The sequence below is a fragment of the Streptomyces venezuelae genome (assembly GCF_008642275.1).
In the GTDB taxonomy this organism is placed as follows: domain Bacteria; phylum Actinomycetota; class Actinomycetes; order Streptomycetales; family Streptomycetaceae; genus Streptomyces; species Streptomyces venezuelae_E.
The window spans coordinates 7,086,284-7,104,968 of the sequence record NZ_CP029189.1; the positions used below are offsets into that span (position 1 = coordinate 7,086,284).

Here is an 18,685-nt window from a genome sequence, read left to right on the forward strand (position 1 = left end):
CCGTGCCGTCCTTTAGCCGAAGTTGCTTAACCGGCGCCGTCCCGGGGCCGACGGCACTATCGTCCACATCCCGTCATGACCTGCAGCCCTGCCGGAGTCCGTCCCCTCGCACCCGCCCCGGCGCGTCCTGCCGTCAGACCGCTGTCCGTACCACCGGGGCCGGGGCGGCGGTGGTACCGCCGACCGCCCCTTCGGAGACTGACCGTCCATGCACACCGGATCACCGACCGCGAGGACGTCACCGACGGTCCTGGCGCGGGTCGCCGCCCTGCTCGTCCTGCTCGCCCTGATCCTCGGCGGGGCGGGCCCGGCCTTCGCGCACGCCGGCCTCAGCGGTTCCGATCCCGCGGACGGCACCGTCCTCAAGACGGCTCCGAAGCAGGTCACGCTCACCTTCACGGAGTCGGTCAGCTTCTCCGAGGACTCGCTGAGAGTGCTGACCCCGCAGAACGAGCGTGCGAACCCGCGTCCGGCACAGTACGCGGACGGCAAGGACAACACGGCGCGGGTCGAGCTGTCCGGCGAACTCCCCGAAGGCACCTACACGGTGGCCTGGCGGGTCGTCTCCGCCGACGGCCACCCGATCGCGGGAGCGTTCGTCTTCTCGATCGGCAAGCCGTCCGACACCGCCGCCGTGGTGGCGACCGGCTCCTCCGACGACACGGCGGCCGGACGCCTGTACGGCTTCTTCCGCTACGTCGCCTACAGCGGCCTCGCCCTTCTGGTCGGAGCCGCCGCCTTCGTCCTCGTGTGCTGGCCCTCCGCAGGCGCCCTTCGTCCGGTACGCCGCCTGCTGGCAGTGGGCTGGGCGGCACTGGCGGTGTCCACCGTGGCCCTGTTGCTGCTGCGCGGCCCGTACGAGACGGCCGGCGCGCTGACCTCGGCGTTCGATCCGTCCCGGCTGGGCCGAACCGTCACCGGGAGGTCCGGGATCGCGCTGATCGCCCGGCTCGTGCTGCTCGCGGCCGCCGCGGTGGCGCTGCGGCGGCTGGCCGTACGATCCGACCACCGCGACGACGGATCGCCGCTGCCTGACCTCGGTGCCCGGGTCCGCGCGGGCGGGGCGGTTCTCGCCCTGGCCCTGGCCTTCACCTGGGCTTCCGCGGAACACGCCTCCGCCGGCATCCAGGTGCCGCTGGCCATTCCGGTCTCCGTGCTGCACCTGCTGGCCATGGGGGTCTGGCTGGGCGGCCTGATCACCCTGCTCGTCCTCCTGCGGCGTCGTGGTTCCGGCAGCCGTGCCCTCCCGGCGTCCGCGATCGGCCGCTTCTCCTCCCTGGCCTTCACCGCCGTCGCCGTTCTGGCCGGCACGGGGATGTACCAGTCCTGGCGGCAGGCCGGCTCGTGGGAGGCGCTGTCCAGCACGTCGTACGGCAGGATCCTCGCCGTGAAGATCGCCGCGGTGGTCCTCGTGCTGTGCGTGGCCTTCTTCTCCCGCCGCTGGACGGCCCGCCTCCTTCACGAGGCGCCGCCCGCCGTGGAACCGGTGACGGTACCCGAGCCCGTACCCGTACCCGTGCCGGTGATGGCCGTTCAGACGGCCGGCGCGGAGCCTGCCCCGGAGGCGACCGACCACGGCGGCACGTCCGGTGTGCCCGGCGGGGGTGAGCCGGGGGAGGGCGCCGAGCCGCCCGTCTCCGGGGCCGACGGATACCGGCGAGGCCTGCGCCGCACCGTGGCCGTCGAGGCCGTACTCGGTGTCGTGGTCCTGGCGATCACGACCCTGCTCACCGGAACCCAGCCCAGCCGTGCCGCCGGTCCGGCCCCGACGGCGGCCGCGCCGCAGCTGCAGGTGAAGGTGGTGACGATCCCGTTCGACATGGGAACGGCCAAGGGGCGCGGCACGGTGCAGATCACGCTGGATCCGGGGCGCGTCGGGGAGAACACCGTCGAGGCCGTCGTGTACACCGCGGACGGCGGACTCGCCACCGTCCCCGAACTCCGCCTCACCCTCACGCAGAACGACCTCGGCATCGGCCCGCTGGACGCCGACCTCAAGGACCAGAAGGGGTACTGGGCCACGTACGACCTGCGGCTGCCCATGCCCGGTGTCTGGACCCTGAACGTCACCGTGCGCACCACCGACATCGATCAGGTCACCGTGCGCGAGAGCGTCCGCATCACGTAGCCGCGGCGGGCCGGGGCCGGCACACGGCGTGAGCCGCGGCCGGCCCCCGAGGGGCCGGTCAGGCTCCGCCGCGGTTGCGGCGTACCCACCAGAATCCGGCGGCGGCGAGCAGGAGCGCGGTGGCTCCTGCGCCGACGGCCAGGCCGGTGGTGTTGCCCGTCTCCTGTCCGCCCGCCTCCTCCTCGCCGGTCGCCCGCGCGCCGGCGGGCGCGACAGGACCGGACGGCGCCGCGGACGGCTGGACGGACGGGGCGGTGCTCGGCGTCGGAGACGGTGACGGGCTCGGGGCGATCGCCCGGGCCCCGGGAGCCGCCGCCTTCAGCTCCAGCACGGGAGCCGGGTTGTCGACCTTCTCGCCGCCTGCGGGCACTTCGATCCAGCGGGAGACCTTGCCGTCGCCGTAGGTCTCCAGGGTCTTGAACGCCAGGGACTTCGCGTCGGGCAGCTGGCGCACGGTGATGCTGTATTCGGCATCGGTGCCGGTGGCCAGAGCGGGGCCACCGATCGCGTAACCGTCCGGTGTGGCCGTCAGCTTCCACTCCTCGGGAGCGTCCTTGAGTGCCACGGCGTCCGGAGCGATGCCCTGGGGGAGGACCACCCTCAGCTCCGCGATGCCCGCGGTGTCCGACTCCGCCTCGGATGTGAAGGACAGGGTGACGTTCTCGGCGAGCGCGCGCGGGTCGGAGGCGGTGACCCCGGCGTGCGCGACGGCCGGCCCGGCGGCCAGGCCCAGGACCACGAGGGCGGCGGCGGCCGTGAACACCGGCCTGGAGAGCGGGAGGCGGATGCGCGACCTGTTCGTGCTCATGTTCGTGTTCGTGTTCGTGTGCATGAAGGAAGGACCCTCTCGGTACGCGGAACGGGACTCACCCTGCAGGTGAAGAGCCCGCCAGGATCAGGGAGACGTCTCCTGCACCCCGGGCGGGAGGCCCCCGGCGCACCACGGCATGACAGAGCATCGCCGTCACCGTCGGTCGTGGAGCGGGGCCGCCGGGCGCCACGGGTACGGCCCGCGGACCGGGCCGGAGCCCGGTACGGCGGCTCGCGCCGAGGGCCGCTGCGGCAACCCCGACCGCGGTGCGGGCCCATCGGCCGAGGGTCTGCGGCAGGCGGCTCAGCACCTCGTCCGCCCGGTACATGAGCAGAGCCAGCCCCCACGCCACCAGGCAATGGGCCGCCGTCACGGTCCACTGCGCGTGGTGGGGGCCGTGACCGGCCCCCGGCAGCACACCGTGGTGCGCCTCGGCGTGCCCGTGGCGTACACGCCACTGCACGGACAGAGCCCCGTGCAGCAGGAGCTGGGCGAGCCCGGTCGCCGCGAGAACGTGCCGTGCGGGCAGGGCCGGACGGGCCGCCGGCCACGCGAGGGCGAAGACGGCCAGCGCCCCGGCCGTCGCCCGCCGCCAGGAAACCGGGTCCTCCGTGGCCAGGTGATGGCCTACGACGGCCGGCCCCGAGCCGAGCAGAGTGAACACGGCAGCCCGCAGCCACCGTCCGCTCCGCCTCGCGGGCCGCGGACACGAGCGCATTCCCGCACGGGTTCCGGCCATGTCGGGCTCATCATCCGTCGCCCCTGTCGAGGCGATCCCACAACTGTCAATTGTGAAACAGTTTTTCGGACCGGTGTGTGAGCGGGCCGGCCGGGGGAGCCGTCCGCCGAGGGGCTGCCCGCGGGGGACGCAACCATCGGAATGACGCGCTGCCGCCAGTCGTGGTGACGCCCCCGCACGCCTCCGGCACCCCGGCGGGCATCGGCCCTAGCGTGCAGACGACCCGTCCGCACAGCGGACCACGTCCCGCCGCCCAGGCGTTTCCCACGGAGGTCACGATGCCCAGTCCAGCCCAGCCGTTCGGTACGGTCGTCAGCAGCAGCGGTGTGAACCTGCGGAGGTATCCGAGTACCGATTCCTCCCTCGTCGGCAACCTGAGCCAGGGCGCCCAGATCGGTCTGCACAGCAAGGTGCACGCGCAGACCGTCGACGGGAACAGCGTCTGGTACCTGCTGCGCGACCAGGCCGTGTGGGTCGCCGCCCGGCACGTCGACAACACCGGAGAGGTGCCGCTGTCCAAGGACGCCCAGCCGGCCGCCCCCCAGGGCTGACGGCGGGCCGGCCCCCACGCCCCCAGGCTGCCCGGGGACAGCCGGTGGCTGTCCCCGGACGGGCCGGGGCGACCCTCTGCCGACGTGCGGTGGCGCGGCGATACTGAAGGTATGCCGACTGCCCGACCCGTGGTCTCCGGTCACTCCGGGTAGTCATCGTGGCAATGCCCGCTGTGCGGTCCGTTCGGCAGGTCGAAAGGTGGCAGCGATGGACGCACCGGCGCCGGGAACGGGCGAGGTGCCCGAGGACCCGTTCGCGCTGCACAACTCGGCCTCGGCGGTACTGGACGAACACGGCAGGGTCGTCGGCTGGAGCGAGCGCGCACAGGAACACCTGGGCTATCCGCCCGGCGAGGTGCTGGGCCGCAGGGCGATCGAGTTCCTGTGCGACTCCCGTGATCGTGAGGCGGTCCTCGACGCGGTGGCCGCGTCCGAGCGCGACCGGGCCTGGTCCGGCGTCCTGCCCGTCCTGCACCGCAGCGGGCGACGGGTGGAGCTGGCGTTCCGCGCCCGTGCCGTCATCCGCGCCGGCCCGTCCCGCGAATGGTTCCTCGTCGTCGCCCCCGCGCAGGAGGTGCTCCGGTGGGAGACGGACCGGTCGGTCCTGGACGGCCTGTTCCGGCGCTCCCCGATCGGTCTGTCCGTCCACGCCCCCGATCTGAGCATCCTGCGGATCAACCGGGCACTGGCCCGGTTCACGCAGCTTCCCGCCGCGGAGATCCGGGGCCTGCGCATCGGCGACTTCCTCATCGGACCGGACGTGGAGACCATCGAGACCCGGCTGCGACGCGTACTGGAGACGGGCGCCCCCCTGATCTTCACCGAGCAGCCCTGCCGGCTGAGGAGCGACCCCGACCACGAGCGGGTCGTGTCGGTGTCGGCGTTCCGGATGCAGGACCCCTCCGGCGGGATCCTCGGGGTCACCCAACTGGTGGAGGACGTCACCGACCGCTACCGGGCCAGGCGGCGGCTCGCCCTGCTGAACCGGGCCAGCGCCCGTATCGGCACCACGCTGGACCTCGGCCAGACCACCCGGGAACTGGCCGACGTCGCCGTCCCCGACCTCGCGGACGCCGTCTCGGTGGATCTGCTGGAGTCGGTGGCCCGCGGCGACGAGACCGCCGGGGAGGACGGCGGACAGGTCCGCAGGATGGCCGTCAACTCGGTCGTCGCGGAGGCGCTGCAGGTGATGCACTCCGCCGGAGAGGTCTTCCGCTTCGACCCCCGTACCCCGCACGCCAGGTGCCTCGCCGAACAGCGGTCCATCCTCGAACCGGTGCTCCGGAGCAGCCCCGGCTGGTACTTCCGGGACGCGGAGCGCAGACGGCGCGCGCTCGACCTGGACGCCCACTCGCTGATCGTCGTACCGCTGACGGCCCGCGGTCTGCTCCTCGGCCTGCTCAGCCTGTGGCGGGCCGAGCGGCCCGAGCCCTTCGAGGAGGACGACCTCACGCTCGCGGAGGAGTTCGCCGCGCGGGCCGCCCTGTGCATTGACAACGCCCGCCGCTACACCCAGCAGCACCAGGCCGCGCTGACCCTGCAGCGCAGCCTGCTGCCGCAGACGCTGCCCGAATACAGTGCGGTCGAGGTCGCGCACCGCTATCTGCCGGCCGACCCGGCCACCGGCGTCGGCGGCGACTGGTTCGACGTCATCCCCCTGTCCGGAGCGCGCGTCGCCCTCGTCGTCGGCGATGTCGTCGGCCACGGTCTGCACGCCGCGGCCACCATGGGCCGCCTGCGGACGGCCGTACACACCCTGGCCAGCCTCGACTACGCGCCGGACGAGGTCCTCTCCCACCTGGACGACCTGGTCGACCGCCTCGCGGACGAGCAGGAGCCCGCCGACGGAAGCGCGCCCGGCCGCCAGATCGTCGGCGCGACGTGCCTCTACGCGGTCTACGATCCCACCTCCCGGCGCTGCACCCTGGCCCGGGCGGGCCACCTGCCCCCCGCCGTGGCGACCTCCGACGGCACGGTGAGCCTGCCCGACCTTCCCGAGGGGCCGCCGCTGGGTCTGGGCGGACTCCCCTTCGAGTCCGCGGAACTGGAACTCGCCGAGGGGAGCCTGCTGGTGCTGTACACGGACGGCCTGGTCGAGGCCCGTGGCCTCGACCTCGACGAGGGACTCGCGCGGCTGCGGGAGGCCCTGTCCCGGCCCGGCCGCTCGTTGCAGGAGACCTGCACGGCGGTGCAGGACGCCCTGCTCCCGGATCACCCGCCGGACGACGTCGCGCTGCTCCTCGCCCGCACCCGCGTGCTGGCACCGGAGCGGGTCGCCTCCTGGGAACTGCCGGCGGAGCCGACCGCAGCCGCCCGGGCACGGCACCTGACGGAGACCACGCTGACCGGGTGGGGCCTGGAGGAGCTGGCCTTCACCGCCGAACTCGTCGTCAGTGAACTGGTCACCAACGCCTACCGGTACGGCGGCGGCACGCCGCTGACCCTGCGGTTCATCCGGGACCGCAGCCTGATCTGCGAGGTCTCCGACCGCAGCAGCACCGCTCCACACCTGCGGCGGGCGCGCACCACCGACGAGGGCGGGCGCGGTCTCTTCCTGGTGGCCCAGTTCACCGAACGATGGGGCACCCGCTACACCCGGGACGGCAAGACCGTGTGGACGGAGTTCTCGCTCGCCGCGGCCGCGGAGGGACGCTCCACGGCCGCGGCCGGCCTCGCTCTTCGCTAGGCCGTCCCTTCCGGATCCTGCCGGCGGATCACCAGGGGACCTGCCGGTAGTCCTTCAGGAGGACGCCGTGGACGGGGGTACCGGCCTGCCCCTGCACGATGGGGTGGTAGACGCGGGCGGCGCCGTCGACCACGTCCAGCGGCGGTCGCCAGCCGGTGGCGGCGCGCCGTTCCCGGGCCGGGAGGGGCTTCTCGTCGGTGACCCAGCCGGTGTCGACGCTGCAGGTGTGGATGCCGCGAGTGGCCAGTTCGGCGGCACTGGTGCGGGTGAGCATGTTCAGGGCGGCTTTGGCCATGTTGGTGTGCGGATGGTTGGCGGCCTTGTCGCGCACGGTGAACTGGCCCTCGACCGCCGAGACGTTGACGAGGTAGCGGTGGGGGTGCGGGGAGGCGTCGAGGAGGGGCAGCAGGCGGTCGGCGAGCAGGAACGGGGCGACGGCGTTGACCAGCTGGACTTCCAGGAGTTCGGCCGGGTCGATCTGGCCCAGCCGCAGCGTCCAGGAGTTGGCCGCGGCGGTCTCGGGCAGCAGCCCCGCCTCGTCGACGGCCTCCGGCGGCAGCGTGGTGGCCACCGCGGTGTCGGCGGTGTGCGTCGTACCGGCCAGGGCGTAGGGCGCCCGGACGCGGGGGGCGAGCTCCGCCGTCCACGGCAGGGGCGTGGTGAGCGGGCCGGGTACGGCGAATCCGGGAGCGGTCCAGATCGGTGGCGCCGGGAGCGACACGGGGGCCGGCGCCGGTTCGGCGGCGGCCAGCGCGGCGTACGCCTGCGGGGAACGGCGCAGCGTCTGCGCCGCGTTGTTGATCAGGACGTCCAGGGGCAGTCCCTGCGCGAGCACGTGGTCCGTGAAGGCGAGGACCTGCCGGGGGTCGCGCAGGTCCAGGGCGGCGATCCGCAGCCGGTGCCACCAGTCCGCGGCATCCGGGGCCGCCGCGAACCGGCGCACCGTGTCCTGGGGGAAGCGGCTGGTCACGGTGAGCTCGGCGCCGTCCCGCAGGAGCATCAGCGCGACCTGGTGGCCGATCTTGACGCGCCCGCCGGTCAGCAGCGCCCGCCGGCCCGTGAGGTCGGCGCGGGCCGTGCGGTGGCGGAGGTTCTCGTCGGCGCACGCCGGACACAGCAGGTGGTAGAAGTCGTGGACCTGCCGGTAGTGCGTCTTGCAGACGTAGCAGCGTTGCGGGCGGTTCAGCAGCCGGGGCCACTCGGCACCGTCCGGCGTACGGTCCGTCAGCGGGCGCGCCGCAGCAGGACCGGGGCCGATCGGAGCGTGTTCGCGGACCGCCAGCCCCCGTTCGATCGGGGCCGGGGTGGGCAGAGCGGCGTCCATGACACGGTCGCGTGCGCCCGTGGCCGTGGCGGCGAGCACCTTCGCGTCGGCCGCCGCCCGTTCCGCGCGCCGCTCGGCACGGCGCCGGAGCCGGCCGTCACGGACGAGTTGACCGGCAGCGCGTTCCAGCAGGAGGCGCTGAGCATCGTCCACGGGTAGCCGCCGGGCCTGGTCGATCAGGCCCACGCAGGTCTGTATGTGCTCACTGTCCATGGGTGCCTCGGGAGTCATAGGTCGTTCGCGGGTCTCGCCCCCGCCTGATGGCGTTCCCCGCACGTGGACGACCGGGCCACGCAGGGTGAAGGGCAGCCGGACGCCCGTGGGACGGGACGGCGTGTGGCGCCCGGAGTGATGATCAGAATAGGCCGTAGGCCGGAAAGGGCAGGTGCCTTTTCCGCCCTGCGGGAGGCGGGGCGCGACGAGCGCCGGGACGCCTCCTGCCGTGCGAGGGCGGTCAGCGGGACGCCGCCAGCGAGAAGGCTTCGGCGGTACCCGCACACGTCCCGCCGTCCCGGACGCCGAGGGACCGGTCGTGTTCGGTCCGGCCGCGTCGCCGACGCCGGGCCTTGACGATTCGCACCCAAAGAGATGACACTCGGAGTGCAAGTTGTTTTGGTCGTATTTGTAGCCACAACATGCCCTCTGTAAAGGAAGGCGAGACATGTCCGTCTACAGCGCCCTGGTGTGTTCCCGGCCGAGCCGAGCGGGGACGCGTACGAGGTCGGCCCGGCCCGCGCGCACGCTCGCCTACGCCGCCGCGGGCGCGGCCGTGGGCGGCGTCTGGGCCCTCGGCGGGGACATGCCCGCGTGGGAACACGCACTGCGCGTCCTCGCGGTGGTGCTCTGTGTCAGCGTCGCCGCACGCCTCGTCGGCCCCCGCCTCGCCCGCGCCGGGCGGACCCCGGTCGACCGCGGCCTGTTCTTCGGCCTGGTGGCGGCCAAGGTGCTGCTCGTGGCCGTGGCCCTGCTCGTCGACCAGCTCGTGGGCCTGTGGTTCCCGGATCCGGCTCTGATCACCGCGGGGTTCCTGTTCGTCCTCGTGGCTGCCGGCGGCCCCGTGCTGCACGGCCGGCTGTCGCGCGGCGCCAGGGGCCGGGCAGCGCGTCCCGCGCGCGCCTGACGTCGGCCCGGCCGCGCTCCCCGCGCCGCCTGCCTGCCGGTGCCCGATCCCCGCCCGCAGGGCGGGGATCGGCTGCGTACCGGCCGACGACACGCCGTTACCGAGGGAGACCTCGTGACCTCGTGGCCTCAGTCCGCGGTGGCGAGCAGGGCGTGTACCGCCGTCCCCATCGTGGCGGCCGCTGCTTCGGCGCTCAGGCCACTGCTGCGCCAGTGGTACCAGGCGCCCCAGGTCGTCACCGCGTCCAGTCCGTAGAGGACTTCGGCCCTGCGTGCGGTGGGCAGACGTTCGAGTTCCTCCGCGAAGATCTCGGCGAGGCGCGCCCTGGCGAGGTCCAGCACCTCCCGGGTGACCTCGGCGACGCGGCCTCCAGGGGCTTCCAGGCGCATCAGGGTCAGCTGGGCCGGGGTGATCCACTCCAGGATCCGGGCCCGCTGTTCGGTGAGGGCGGCCACCCGGGTGTCCCGCGGACCGGTGGTGGGAAGCGGCCTGATCTGCTCGATCAGCTGCTCCAGCCGACGGGTGATGGCCGTCTCCACCAGCTCGGACATGTCGGCGAAGTGATGGAACACCAGGCGCCGGGACACGCCCGCGCGTTCGGCCACCCGATCGGCGGGGAAGGTGGACTCCCCGTCGTCTAGCAGGGACAACACCGCTTCGGCGATCTTCACCCGGGACTGGCGGCCCCGCTCGGCACGGCCGTCCGTGGCGCGTTCCCCGGACCGCGGTCGTCGGGCCGGCTGGTTCACGGCGCCCCTCCCCACTTCGCTGGCTGCCATTGTCGCAAACGGACCGGCGCAACTCCCCCCGGCGCCGCGGGGACGCCCGCCCGGAGCCCGTCCGCACCCTCGGGATGCCGACCGTACGGGTGGCGGCGCGCGACCGTCCCGGGGAGCGGTGTGGCGCGCCCGTTTCGTCCGGGGCGTACGTGTCTACGCATCGCGGGCCGGTGTTCGAGGAACGGGCCGGCGTCCCTCCGCTCTCGAAGGAGACCTCCCCACCATGCCCAGAAGCCCACGATGGCTCGTCGCCCTGGCGGCCGGCGCCGCAGTACTGAGCGCGGGCCCGGCCGTGGCGTCGGCAGCGCCGCCGGCCGTGGTCAACCCGACCCCGTTCTCCACCATCGTCGTCGACCGCAGCACGGTGGCACACGGTGAGAGCTTCACCGTGGCCGCCAGCCGCTACTGGCCGAACGAGGAGGTGTACGTACGGCTGATCCCCGAAGGCCGGGCGGACGAGACGCGCGCCCTGGGAGGGTTCGACGGGGACGGCGACCCGCGCGCGGGCAGGCGCATCGTCACCCTCGCCATCCTCCTCGCGAACGGCGACGGAGAGGTCTCCGGCACGGTCAGGGTCCCCGGGCGGCACGGCCGTTACCACCACCTCCGGGGCGAGTACCGCCTGGAACTCGCCGGGCACGGCTCCCAGCTGTGGCAGTCGATCCCCTTCCGGGTGGTCGCGGCCGAGTTCGGCGAGCACCACAGGCCCGGTCACGTCCCGGCCGACAAGCCCGGCCGGGAGCCGGGCCGGGAGTACGGTCAGGGCCCCGACGGGGACCCGGGCACCAAGCCCCGTGAGGACGCACCGCTGGACATGCCGGCGGAGGCGCCCGAGACCGCACGTGAGGACGCGCCGGAGAAGACCCCCGGGGACTGACCCGGTACGGCGGCGCACCCCGAACGGCGGTCGGCGGTGTTCCCCGGCCCGTGCGCGAACGGCGTGCGGCGCCGCCGAACGCTCCTGCACCGTCTTAGGCCGGGCGTCGTATGACAGTCACTCAAAAGGCAGTGGAACCGACGCGGACGACCCCTCCGAGGGTATCGATGCCGCGACCTCTCCCCTCCTCCCCTGGAAAGCAGAAGCTCTTTGATGCGCTCTGACCTCCTTCGGCGCGGCCGTCCGGGGTCGCCGCACGGCCGGCGGATCCCCCAGGTCTGCGGGGTGTTCGTCGTGCTCACCGCCGCCGTGGCGGCCGTCGCGCAATGCGCTCCCTGACCGCACTCCGGGCCCATCCGCCCGCCCCTGAAGGGAATTCCATGCTCAGATCGGCAAGGGTCGCCAAGGTTGTGGGGGCCGGCGCATGCCTGGTCTCCGTCCTGGCACTCTCCGCACCGACCGCCTCGGCCACGACCACCGACGTCGACTGCGGCGAGATCCAGACCGGTGTGGTGTCCTGCCTGCTGCCGGACGGTGCGTCCTCGTACGACACCACGGCTCTGCTGGCGGCCGCGCAGGCGGCGACCCAGACGGCGCTGTCCACGACCACCCCCATGGTCATCACCGCCTACGGCGGTGCCGGGCGGTACGGCAGCAACGGTGGAGGCCTCTACCGCGGCGGCGACGGCGGCTACGGCGGCAAGGCACAGACCGTGACCTCGGTCGCCAGCTTCCAGACCGCGTTCGGCCAGACGCTCCACTACTACGTCGGTCAGCTGGGCGCGACCTCCGCCGGCGGACGCGGCGGAGCCTCGACCCTGGTCTCCGGCGTGGACCTGACGACGCAGAACCCGTGCATCGCCGGCTACGGCACCTGCACCGCGACCACGCTGCTCGTCGACGCCGGCGGCGGCGGTGGCGGCGGCCAGGGCAACGCCAACGGGAACGGGGGCGCCGGAGGAAACGGCGGCACCGCGGTCTCCGGGCAGATCATCTCGGGCGGCTCGGCGGGCGGTGACGGCAAGGCGACCACCGGCAGCCTGACGCGCACCGGCGCGGGCGGCAGCGGAGGCAGCAACGGTGACGGCGGCGACGGCGGCCGCGGCGGCTCCGGGGTGGACCACAAGTCCGGTACCAGCGGTATCGACGGCATCGGCGGTCTGGGCGGTCCGGTCCACACGAGCAACGGCCCCAACGCCGGGGCGAGCTGGACGAACAACTCCTCCCTCTTCCTCGGCAACGCCGGGCAGGGCGGCGAGGGCGAGTGGCGCACCAACGGCACCAACTACGGCAGCGGCGGTGGCGGCGGCGGTGGCTGGGGTGGTGGCGGCGGAGGCGGCGGTGGCGGTGAGGCCATCACCGGCGGCGGTGGCGGCGGTGGCGGCAGTTGGGCGGTGGCCAACACCGACACGGCCACGAGCGTCCCGGTGATCTCCAACGGCAACGCCGGCGGGAACGGCGCCGTCTACGCCACGTTCGTCGGAACCTCCGGCTGACACACGGCGGACACGGCCGGCGGAGGAGCCCCCGGGGCCCTCCGCCGGCCGTGCTGTGCCGACGTTCTTCTGGACGGCGACCGGTCGCGGCGCGACGGCGTGACCGGTGAAGGGGGACAGCTCCGCTCCGCGCGGGTCGCCGGGGATCGGCACGGCGGGCAGGGTCACCGCCCGGGCCGGGACCGCGGCGGTGAGGGGCGGTAACAGGGCGGCTGTCACGAGGACGGCCGGGGTTCGGAGGAACGCGGAGCCCGGCACGCTGTCGAGGGTCCGGACGCGTGCGGCGGCCCGCCGTCTGCCCTGCGGCTTGTGACCGAGCGGGTGACCTGCGGCTTTGCCGTCCGGCAGGCGGCCCCCGGAGCCTTTGTGCATGCTGGGGGAACCGCCGGTCCCGCGAGCCTACGAGGACACACCATGAGCCAGGCCATGCTCCGGCAGATCATCGACTACTCCAGCCGTGCCGACCCGTACCCGCTGTACGAGGAGCTGCGCAGAACGCCGGTGCTCCACGACGCGGACGGTCCGTACGTCGTCAGCACGTACCACGAGATACAGAGCCTGTTGCACGATCCGCGCATCAGCTCCGACCCCCGCAACCTGACGCTGCCGTCCAGCGATCCGCTGACGCAGGAGGACGGTGGGGACTCGGCGCTGCCCCCGGTGTTCCTCAAGCTCGACCCGCCGGACCACGACCGGCTGCGCCGCATAACGAACCGGCCGTTCGGACCGCCGCACTCGCCGCACAAGGTCCACGACATGCGCGGCGAGCTCGGCGACATCGTCTCGGGCCTCGTCGAAGGCATCGTCGAAGCGGGCTCCCCGGACCGGATCGACCTGGTCGACCAGTTCTCCTACCCCTTCCCGGTGACGGTGATCTGCCGGTTGCTGGGCGTACCGCACGAGGACGAGCCCCGCTTCCACGGCTGGGCCGACACCATCGCCGCGGCCCTGGACCCCGATCCCGACGCCGACCCCGGCGAGAAGCCGAAGGGCGCCGCCGACGCGCAGATGGAACTCGGCATGTACCTGGCCGGGCTGATCGAGGAGCGCCGCAAGGACCCGGGCGAGGACATGCTGTCCCAGCTGGCGGCTGCCACCGAGGACGCGGACGGGTCGATGAGCACGCTGGAGGCCATCAGCACGGCCGCGCTGCTGCTGATCGCAGGCCACGAGACCACCGTCAACCTGATCACGAACGGCATGCTGACCCTGCTGCGCCACCCGGACGTCCTCCAGCGGCTGCGCGAGGACCCGCGGCTGTCGGTACCGATCGTCGAGGAACTGCTGCGGTACGAACCTCCCGTGCAGATGCTGCCGCGGCGCAGCACGCTCGACGACATCGAGATGGCCGGGGTGAACATCCCCAAGGGGGCCACGGTTTCGCTGATCCTGGCTTCCGGCAACCGCGACCCGAAGCGGTTCGAGAACCCGGACCGCTTCGACCCCGACCGCGGGGACATCCAGCACCTCGGTCTCGGCAGCGGCATCCACAGCTGCTTCGGCGCCCCGCTGGCGCGGATGGAGGCCCAGCTGGCCCTCAGCGAGCTGGCCCGCAGACTGGAGAACCCGCGGCTGCTGGAGGACCCGCCCCCGTACCGTCAGAACGCGGTGCTCCGCGGCCCCCGCCACCTGCCGATCGCCTGCGACGGCATCCGTCCCTGACATCTGCCCCACGGCATCCGCTTCTGCCCCCCGGGATCCCGGGGGGCAGAAGCGGATGACGTCACCGGTGTTCGCCCACGCCCTCGGCGACGAGAGCGACCCCGATGCCCAGCAGGAAGACGTCCTTGGCCAGCGCGATTCCCTGCTCGGTCGGGCGCAGACTGCCTTCCTCCCGCATCCCCGGCGTACGCAGGTAGAGCCCGAGGGTGCCGGCGGCGAACGCGGTCAGCGCAGTGCCGGCGACAGCGGCCGGGACGACCGGTACGAGCAGCGCGGCGGCGATGGCGAGCTCCCCGGCGGAGAGCAGCGTGGTGAATTTCGCGGCGTCCTGCTTCTTCAGGAACGGGTAGGTCGTGGCGGCGAACTGATGCAGCTTCTCGGCGGTGGCCTCGTCCGCACCGAGCTTGGAGATCCCGGAGTTCAGGAAGAACGTGCCGGCCGTCAGCCGGAGGGGAAGTTGCCGCGCGGCGGAACGCCGTGCCGGTCCGGATAGCATGCGGAGCCTCCGATCGTGGGCCCCACGTACCACCCTGCCACCCCTCCAGGGCGTGTCAAACGGGGCTCGGACCCGGCCGTCGCCCTGGAGGTGAGCGGGAGCAAGGGCGTGTCCACGGCGAGGACCGCCCGGAGGGCGGGGACGTCCCTCAAGGTGAGGCCGAGGGAGCGGGCGGCGCGGCGGAGGGTGATGTGGTCCGCCCCGTGGGCGACGGGCTCCCCGATAGGGTCCGGCCATGGCCACGCACGAACGTGAGATCGTCGCGCCCGTCGACCTGTGCCGTGCCGACGGACGGCTCGCCCCGGCCGCGATCGGCTGGTCGCGCCGACCGCTGCACCGCTGCCGGATTCCCGGCTGGGGGCGGACGAAGCGGTGGGAATACTGGTGCGTGACCACGCCCACGCACGTGGTGGCCCTGACCGTGAGCGACCTCGACTACCTGGCCCTGAACTCCGTCTACGTCCTCGCATACGGGGCGGTCACCAGGGAGTTCGAGCGCACCGCGCTCGTGCCGGGCGGATTCGGCGTCCGCCTCCCCGACACCATTGCCGGAGCCCCGGATCCGGGGTCCCGCCCCCTCGTGGTCGGACCGCCGCGGCCGACCGGGGGCCAGGTAAGGATCGAGATCCGCGGCGAGGGATCCGGCACCCGCCTGCGGGCGCGCTGCCTGAGCCCGCAGGGCCTGCCGGTGGAGGCGGACCTCCTCGTCGGGATGCCCGACGGGCACGAGACCCTCTCGGTGGTGGTGCCCTGGGACGAACGCCGCTTCCAGTACACGTCCAAGCACACGGCCCGGCCCGCGTCCGGCACCCTGCGCATCGGCGACGACGTGGTGGTCCTCGGCGACGGTGCCTGGGGCACCCTCGACCACGGGCGCGGCCGGTGGCCCCGCACGGTGGAGTGGAACTGGGGCGCCGCCTCCGGACGTACGGACGGCCGCACCGTCGGGCTGCAGTTCGGCGGCCGCTGGACGCGCGGCACCGGAGCGACGGAGAACGCGGTATGCGTGGACGGCCGGATCAGCAAGATCGGCCAGGAGCTGGAATGGCAGTGGTCCCGGGGCGACCACCTGGCGCCGTGGTCGATCCGCACCCCGGGATCGGACCAGGTGGACCTGGTGTTCACCCCCTTCCACAACCGGTCCACCCGCACCGGCGCCGGTCTCCTCGCCAACCGGACGGACCAGTGCTTCGGCCACTACACGGGCTCGATCCGCACGGACGACGGCGAGCCGGTCGCGGTGGACCGGCTGCTGGGCTGGGCCGAGGACGTCCGCATGCGCTGGTAGTCGGCCGCGCCGGAGGTCCCGGCGGCGAAGGGGCCGTCGTCCGCGAAGGCGAGCCGCGCGAAGTTCTCGGCGATACGGCGGTGCCCTTCGGGGCTCGGGTGGATCGCGTCCGGCAGCGGGAACTCGGCGTGGTCGCTCTCGCCGTACAGCCGGCGTCCGTCGAGGTAGTGGAGGTTCGGGTCGTCGGCCGCCCGCTGTTCCACGATCGCGGCGAGCGCGTCACGGACGATGGTGAGGGTGAGCCGCCCGGCAGCGCGTTCGGCCGGATCGCCCGTGGCCTCGAACCGCAGGGTCCCGCCGTCGAGGACGGGCGCGAGGGGCCCGGGGGTGTCTTCCTGGACGGGACACAGCAGGGGGGAGACCACGAGAAGCGGTGTCGTCGGACGGCCCTCCCGGATGGTGTCGAGGAAGCCGTGGACGGCGGGGACGAAGGCCCGCAGGCGCATCGTGTCGCCGTTGACGACATTGATGCCGATCTTGAGGCTGATCAGGTCCGCGGGGGTGTCCCGCACCGCACGCGCGGTGAACGGGTCCAGCAGCGCGCTGCCCCCGAACCCCAGGTTGACCAGCTCCACTCCGCCCCGGGCGGCAGCCAGGGCCGGCCAGATGGCGGTCGGATGTGCGGCGTTGGAGCCGTGGCTGATGGAACTGCCGTGGTGCAGCCACACCTTGCGCCCGCTGTCGCGCGCCGGTTCCACGGGGGCGTCGGTGCGCAGGGCGATCAGCTCGGTGATCTCCGTGTGCGGCAGCCAGATCTCGACGTCCTTGTCGCCCGCCGGGAGACCGGTGAACAGGGCGGTGCCCGGGGGTCCCTGGGTCAGCTCCGAGGTCTGGCCGACCAGGTCGGTGACGGTGCGGACGTTGCCGCCGGACACCGTGGCCTGGGCGGTGAGACGGCCGTCGACGAGCAGGTCGTACACGCCGTCCGCCGGGGGCGGGAAGCCGCGGTAGACCCGCTTGGTGGGCAGCGTGTCGAGTGCGACGACGGTGGCCCGGGTACGGAAGACCAGCCGTACGCCGGAGGGCTGGGCCTGCGCCACCGCCAGCCGGTCGTCGGGGATCTGCCGCCGCGCCCGGGCCGGCAGCCGGTGCGGCAGCAGGCCGTGCGCGGTCCTCTCCACGTCGAGGTGTCCGCGCAGCATGTCCGCGGTGACGGGTGTGGTGACAGGTGTGGTGATCCAGCCCTGTTCCGTCGGTTCGGTCTGTTCGGTCGGTTCGGTGCTCATTGCCTCAGCCTGCTGATCCGGGTGGTCGGTGAGTACGCGTACTCGGGCGCGTACGGGGTGGGGGTCCGGGCCGGCGCGCGGAGCGCCGCCGGTCAGGGGGTGCCGCGCTGCCGCAGCATGGCGTCGAGGGATTCCAGGGTCCAGGCCCAGGAGTCCTGCGAGTCGACGGCGGTGTGGCTGAAACCGCCGGCCGCCTCCAGGCTGGCGTAGCCGTGGAAGACGCTCCCGAGCATGCGGACCGCGTGCGTCTGGTCCGGTTCCGTCAGGTCGTAGCCGCGCAGGATCGCCCGCGTCATCTGCGCGTGCCGCACCCCCGCGCTGGCCGCAGCCGTCTGCGGGTCCAGCCTGAGCCGGGCGGCGTCGTAGCGGCCGGGGTGCGCCCGGGCGTAGTCGCGGTAGGCGTTCGCGAAAGCGATCAGGGCGTCCTTGCCCGCGCGGCCGGCCACGGCGGCGGCGACCAGGTCGGCGAGTTCCTCCAGCGCGAGCAGGGCGATCCTCGTCCTGAGCTCCTGGGAGTTCTTCAGGTGCGAGTACAGACTCGCGACCTTGACGTCGAACCGCCGGGCGAGCGCGGACAGGGTCACCTGGTCGAATCCGGCCTCGTCGGCCAGCTCCGCCCCGGCCCGGGTCAGCCGCTCCGAGGTCAGCCCCACTCGCACCATGCCTTCACCTTCCTTCGATTCGGCGATAGCGATTATGCAGTTGCCTAAAGCCTATAGGCAACGATCGGATCGGGCGAATCCGGTGCCCGCGCGGCGATGAGTCCGCGGGCGCCGACAGGTCTATCCCTTGACCAGGAACACCGACTCAGCGGGAGCACGCCATGGGCCTCATCCACATCGAGACGTTCGCGACCCTCGACCTCGTCGGGCAGGCGCCCGGCGGCCCCGGCGAGGACCCGGTGGGGTTCCCGTTCGGCGGCTGGCAGGCACCCCTGCTGGACGAGGTCTCCGGGGCGCAGGTCGGCGCCGCCTACGAGGGCACGGACGCCCTCCTGCTCGGCCGCCGGACGTACGACATCTTCGCCGCCTACTGGCCCCACCAGGAGGGCGGTGAGGACGACGGGATCGCCACGCTCTTCAACCGCGTCCCGAAGTACGTGGCCTCCCGCGGCAGGCCCGACCTCTCGTGGGCCGGGTCCGTACAGCTCGGCCCGGACCTGGCCGGCGCGGTCCGTGAACTCCGCGACCGCCACGAGCACGTGAGGGTCGTCGGCAGCCTGAACCTCGTGCAGAGCCTCCTGCGCGAGAAGCTCTACGACCGCCTCGACCTGTGGCTGCACCCGATCGTGCTCGGCGTCGGGAAGAAGCTCTTCGACGGGGGAGCGGTGCCCACGAACCTCACGCTCCTCGCACCCCCGGCAGCCGGCCCGAACGGCATCGTCTACCTGCGCTACGGGCTCGCCGGCGGCGTTCCCGCGACGGGCGACATGAGCGCCCCCGACCGCGGTGCCGCAGGCCGGGGCTGAGGCCGCCCCACAGAGGGCCGGGGCGGCCGGCGAC

The 18,685-nt window shown here is 73.3% G+C and carries 16 protein-coding genes; 9 read left to right on the top strand and 7 right to left on the bottom strand.

Annotated elements, in window-relative coordinates:
* The first annotated feature begins 208 nt into the window (after positions 1 to 208).
* Positions 209 to 2,128, top strand: a complete 1,920-nt coding sequence (locus tag DEJ51_RS31445) for a copper resistance CopC/CopD family protein (protein ID WP_150261016.1) — start codon at positions 209 to 211, stop codon at positions 2,126 to 2,128.
* A gap of 58 nt (positions 2,129 to 2,186) precedes the next feature.
* Here the strand turns inward: DEJ51_RS31445 and DEJ51_RS31450 are convergent, their stop codons facing one another.
* Both DEJ51_RS31450 and DEJ51_RS31455 read right to left on the bottom strand, forming a co-directional pair.
* Positions 2,187 to 2,936, bottom strand: a complete 750-nt coding sequence (locus DEJ51_RS31450) for a DUF1775 domain-containing protein (protein WP_150261017.1) — start codon at positions 2,934 to 2,936, stop codon at positions 2,187 to 2,189.
* Between the two features lie 58 nt (positions 2,937 to 2,994).
* Entirely contained in the window at positions 2,995 to 3,603 is a 609-nt protein-coding gene (locus tag DEJ51_RS31455; protein WP_150261018.1) for a hypothetical protein, read from the bottom strand.
* Between the two features lie 353 nt (positions 3,604 to 3,956).
* Here DEJ51_RS31455 and DEJ51_RS31460 point away from each other — a divergent pair, with 353 nt between their 5' ends.
* Positions 3,957 to 4,229: an SH3 domain-containing protein gene (locus DEJ51_RS31460; protein ID WP_150261019.1), complete on the top strand. Its 273-nt coding sequence runs from the start codon at positions 3,957 to 3,959 to the stop codon at positions 4,227 to 4,229.
* Between the two features lie 208 nt (positions 4,230 to 4,437).
* Positions 4,438 to 6,915 carry a SpoIIE family protein phosphatase gene (locus DEJ51_RS31465; protein ID WP_150261020.1) on the top strand — a complete coding sequence of 826 codons (2,478 nt, stop codon included), beginning with the start codon at positions 4,438 to 4,440 and terminating at the stop codon, positions 6,913 to 6,915.
* 28 nt (positions 6,916 to 6,943) lie between these two features.
* Here the strand turns inward: DEJ51_RS31465 and DEJ51_RS31470 are convergent, their stop codons facing one another.
* On the bottom strand, positions 6,944 to 8,452 hold the full coding sequence (locus DEJ51_RS31470; protein WP_150261021.1) for an SDR family NAD(P)-dependent oxidoreductase: 1,509 nt from the start codon (positions 8,450 to 8,452) through the stop codon (positions 6,944 to 6,946).
* 448 nt (positions 8,453 to 8,900) lie between these two features.
* On the opposite strand from DEJ51_RS31470, the gene DEJ51_RS31475 reads away from it, so the two are divergent.
* The gene (locus DEJ51_RS31475; RefSeq protein WP_150261022.1) at positions 8,901 to 9,359 is read left to right on the top strand and encodes a hypothetical protein; all 459 of its coding nucleotides are present in this window, start codon (positions 8,901 to 8,903) and stop codon (positions 9,357 to 9,359) included.
* 128 nt (positions 9,360 to 9,487) lie between these two features.
* On the opposite strand, the gene DEJ51_RS31480 is transcribed toward DEJ51_RS31475, so the two are convergent.
* A complete protein-coding gene (locus DEJ51_RS31480; RefSeq protein ID WP_223836059.1) occupies positions 9,488 to 10,108 on the bottom strand; it encodes a TetR/AcrR family transcriptional regulator in 621 nt (206 codons plus the stop codon).
* Positions 10,109 to 10,361: 253 nt separating this feature from the next.
* Between DEJ51_RS31480 and DEJ51_RS31485 the strand changes: the two genes are divergently transcribed.
* The 3 genes from DEJ51_RS31485 (at position 10,362) to DEJ51_RS31495 (ending at position 14,173) form a co-directional block, all read left to right on the top strand.
* The gene (locus tag DEJ51_RS31485) at positions 10,362 to 11,015 is read left to right on the top strand and encodes a hypothetical protein (protein ID WP_150261024.1); all 654 of its coding nucleotides are present in this window, start codon (positions 10,362 to 10,364) and stop codon (positions 11,013 to 11,015) included.
* A gap of 380 nt (positions 11,016 to 11,395) precedes the next feature.
* A complete protein-coding gene (locus DEJ51_RS35665; protein WP_190620796.1) occupies positions 11,396 to 12,511 on the top strand; it encodes a hypothetical protein in 1,116 nt (371 codons plus the stop codon).
* 414 nt (positions 12,512 to 12,925) lie between these two features.
* Positions 12,926 to 14,173, top strand: a complete 1,248-nt coding sequence (locus DEJ51_RS31495; protein ID WP_150261025.1) for a cytochrome P450 — start codon at positions 12,926 to 12,928, stop codon at positions 14,171 to 14,173.
* Between the two features lie 61 nt (positions 14,174 to 14,234).
* Here DEJ51_RS31495 and DEJ51_RS31500 read toward each other — a convergent pair whose 3' ends face one another.
* A complete protein-coding gene (locus tag DEJ51_RS31500) occupies positions 14,235 to 14,669 on the bottom strand; it encodes a hypothetical protein (protein WP_150261026.1) in 435 nt (144 codons plus the stop codon).
* Between the two features lie 235 nt (positions 14,670 to 14,904).
* On the opposite strand from DEJ51_RS31500, the gene DEJ51_RS31505 reads away from it, so the two are divergent.
* Positions 14,905 to 15,957 carry a DUF2804 domain-containing protein gene (locus DEJ51_RS31505; protein WP_150261027.1) on the top strand — a complete coding sequence of 351 codons (1,053 nt, stop codon included), beginning with the start codon at positions 14,905 to 14,907 and terminating at the stop codon, positions 15,955 to 15,957.
* On the opposite strand, the gene DEJ51_RS31510 is transcribed toward DEJ51_RS31505, so the two are convergent.
* Both DEJ51_RS31510 and DEJ51_RS31515 read right to left on the bottom strand, forming a co-directional pair.
* Positions 15,867 to 17,183 (bottom strand): GDSL-type esterase/lipase family protein, encoded by a 1,317-nt coding sequence (locus DEJ51_RS31510; protein WP_150261028.1) that lies wholly within the window; start codon positions 17,181 to 17,183, stop codon positions 15,867 to 15,869. The two genes, DEJ51_RS31505 and DEJ51_RS31510, sit on opposite strands and share 91 nt — an antisense overlap.
* 92 nt (positions 17,184 to 17,275) lie before the next feature.
* A complete protein-coding gene (locus DEJ51_RS31515; RefSeq protein WP_150261029.1) occupies positions 17,276 to 17,845 on the bottom strand; it encodes a TetR/AcrR family transcriptional regulator in 570 nt (189 codons plus the stop codon).
* A gap of 161 nt (positions 17,846 to 18,006) precedes the next feature.
* Here DEJ51_RS31515 and DEJ51_RS31520 point away from each other — a divergent pair, with 161 nt between their 5' ends.
* On the top strand, positions 18,007 to 18,651 hold the full coding sequence (locus DEJ51_RS31520) for a dihydrofolate reductase family protein (protein ID WP_150261030.1): 645 nt from the start codon (positions 18,007 to 18,009) through the stop codon (positions 18,649 to 18,651).
* Positions 18,652 to 18,685 lie beyond the last annotated feature (34 nt).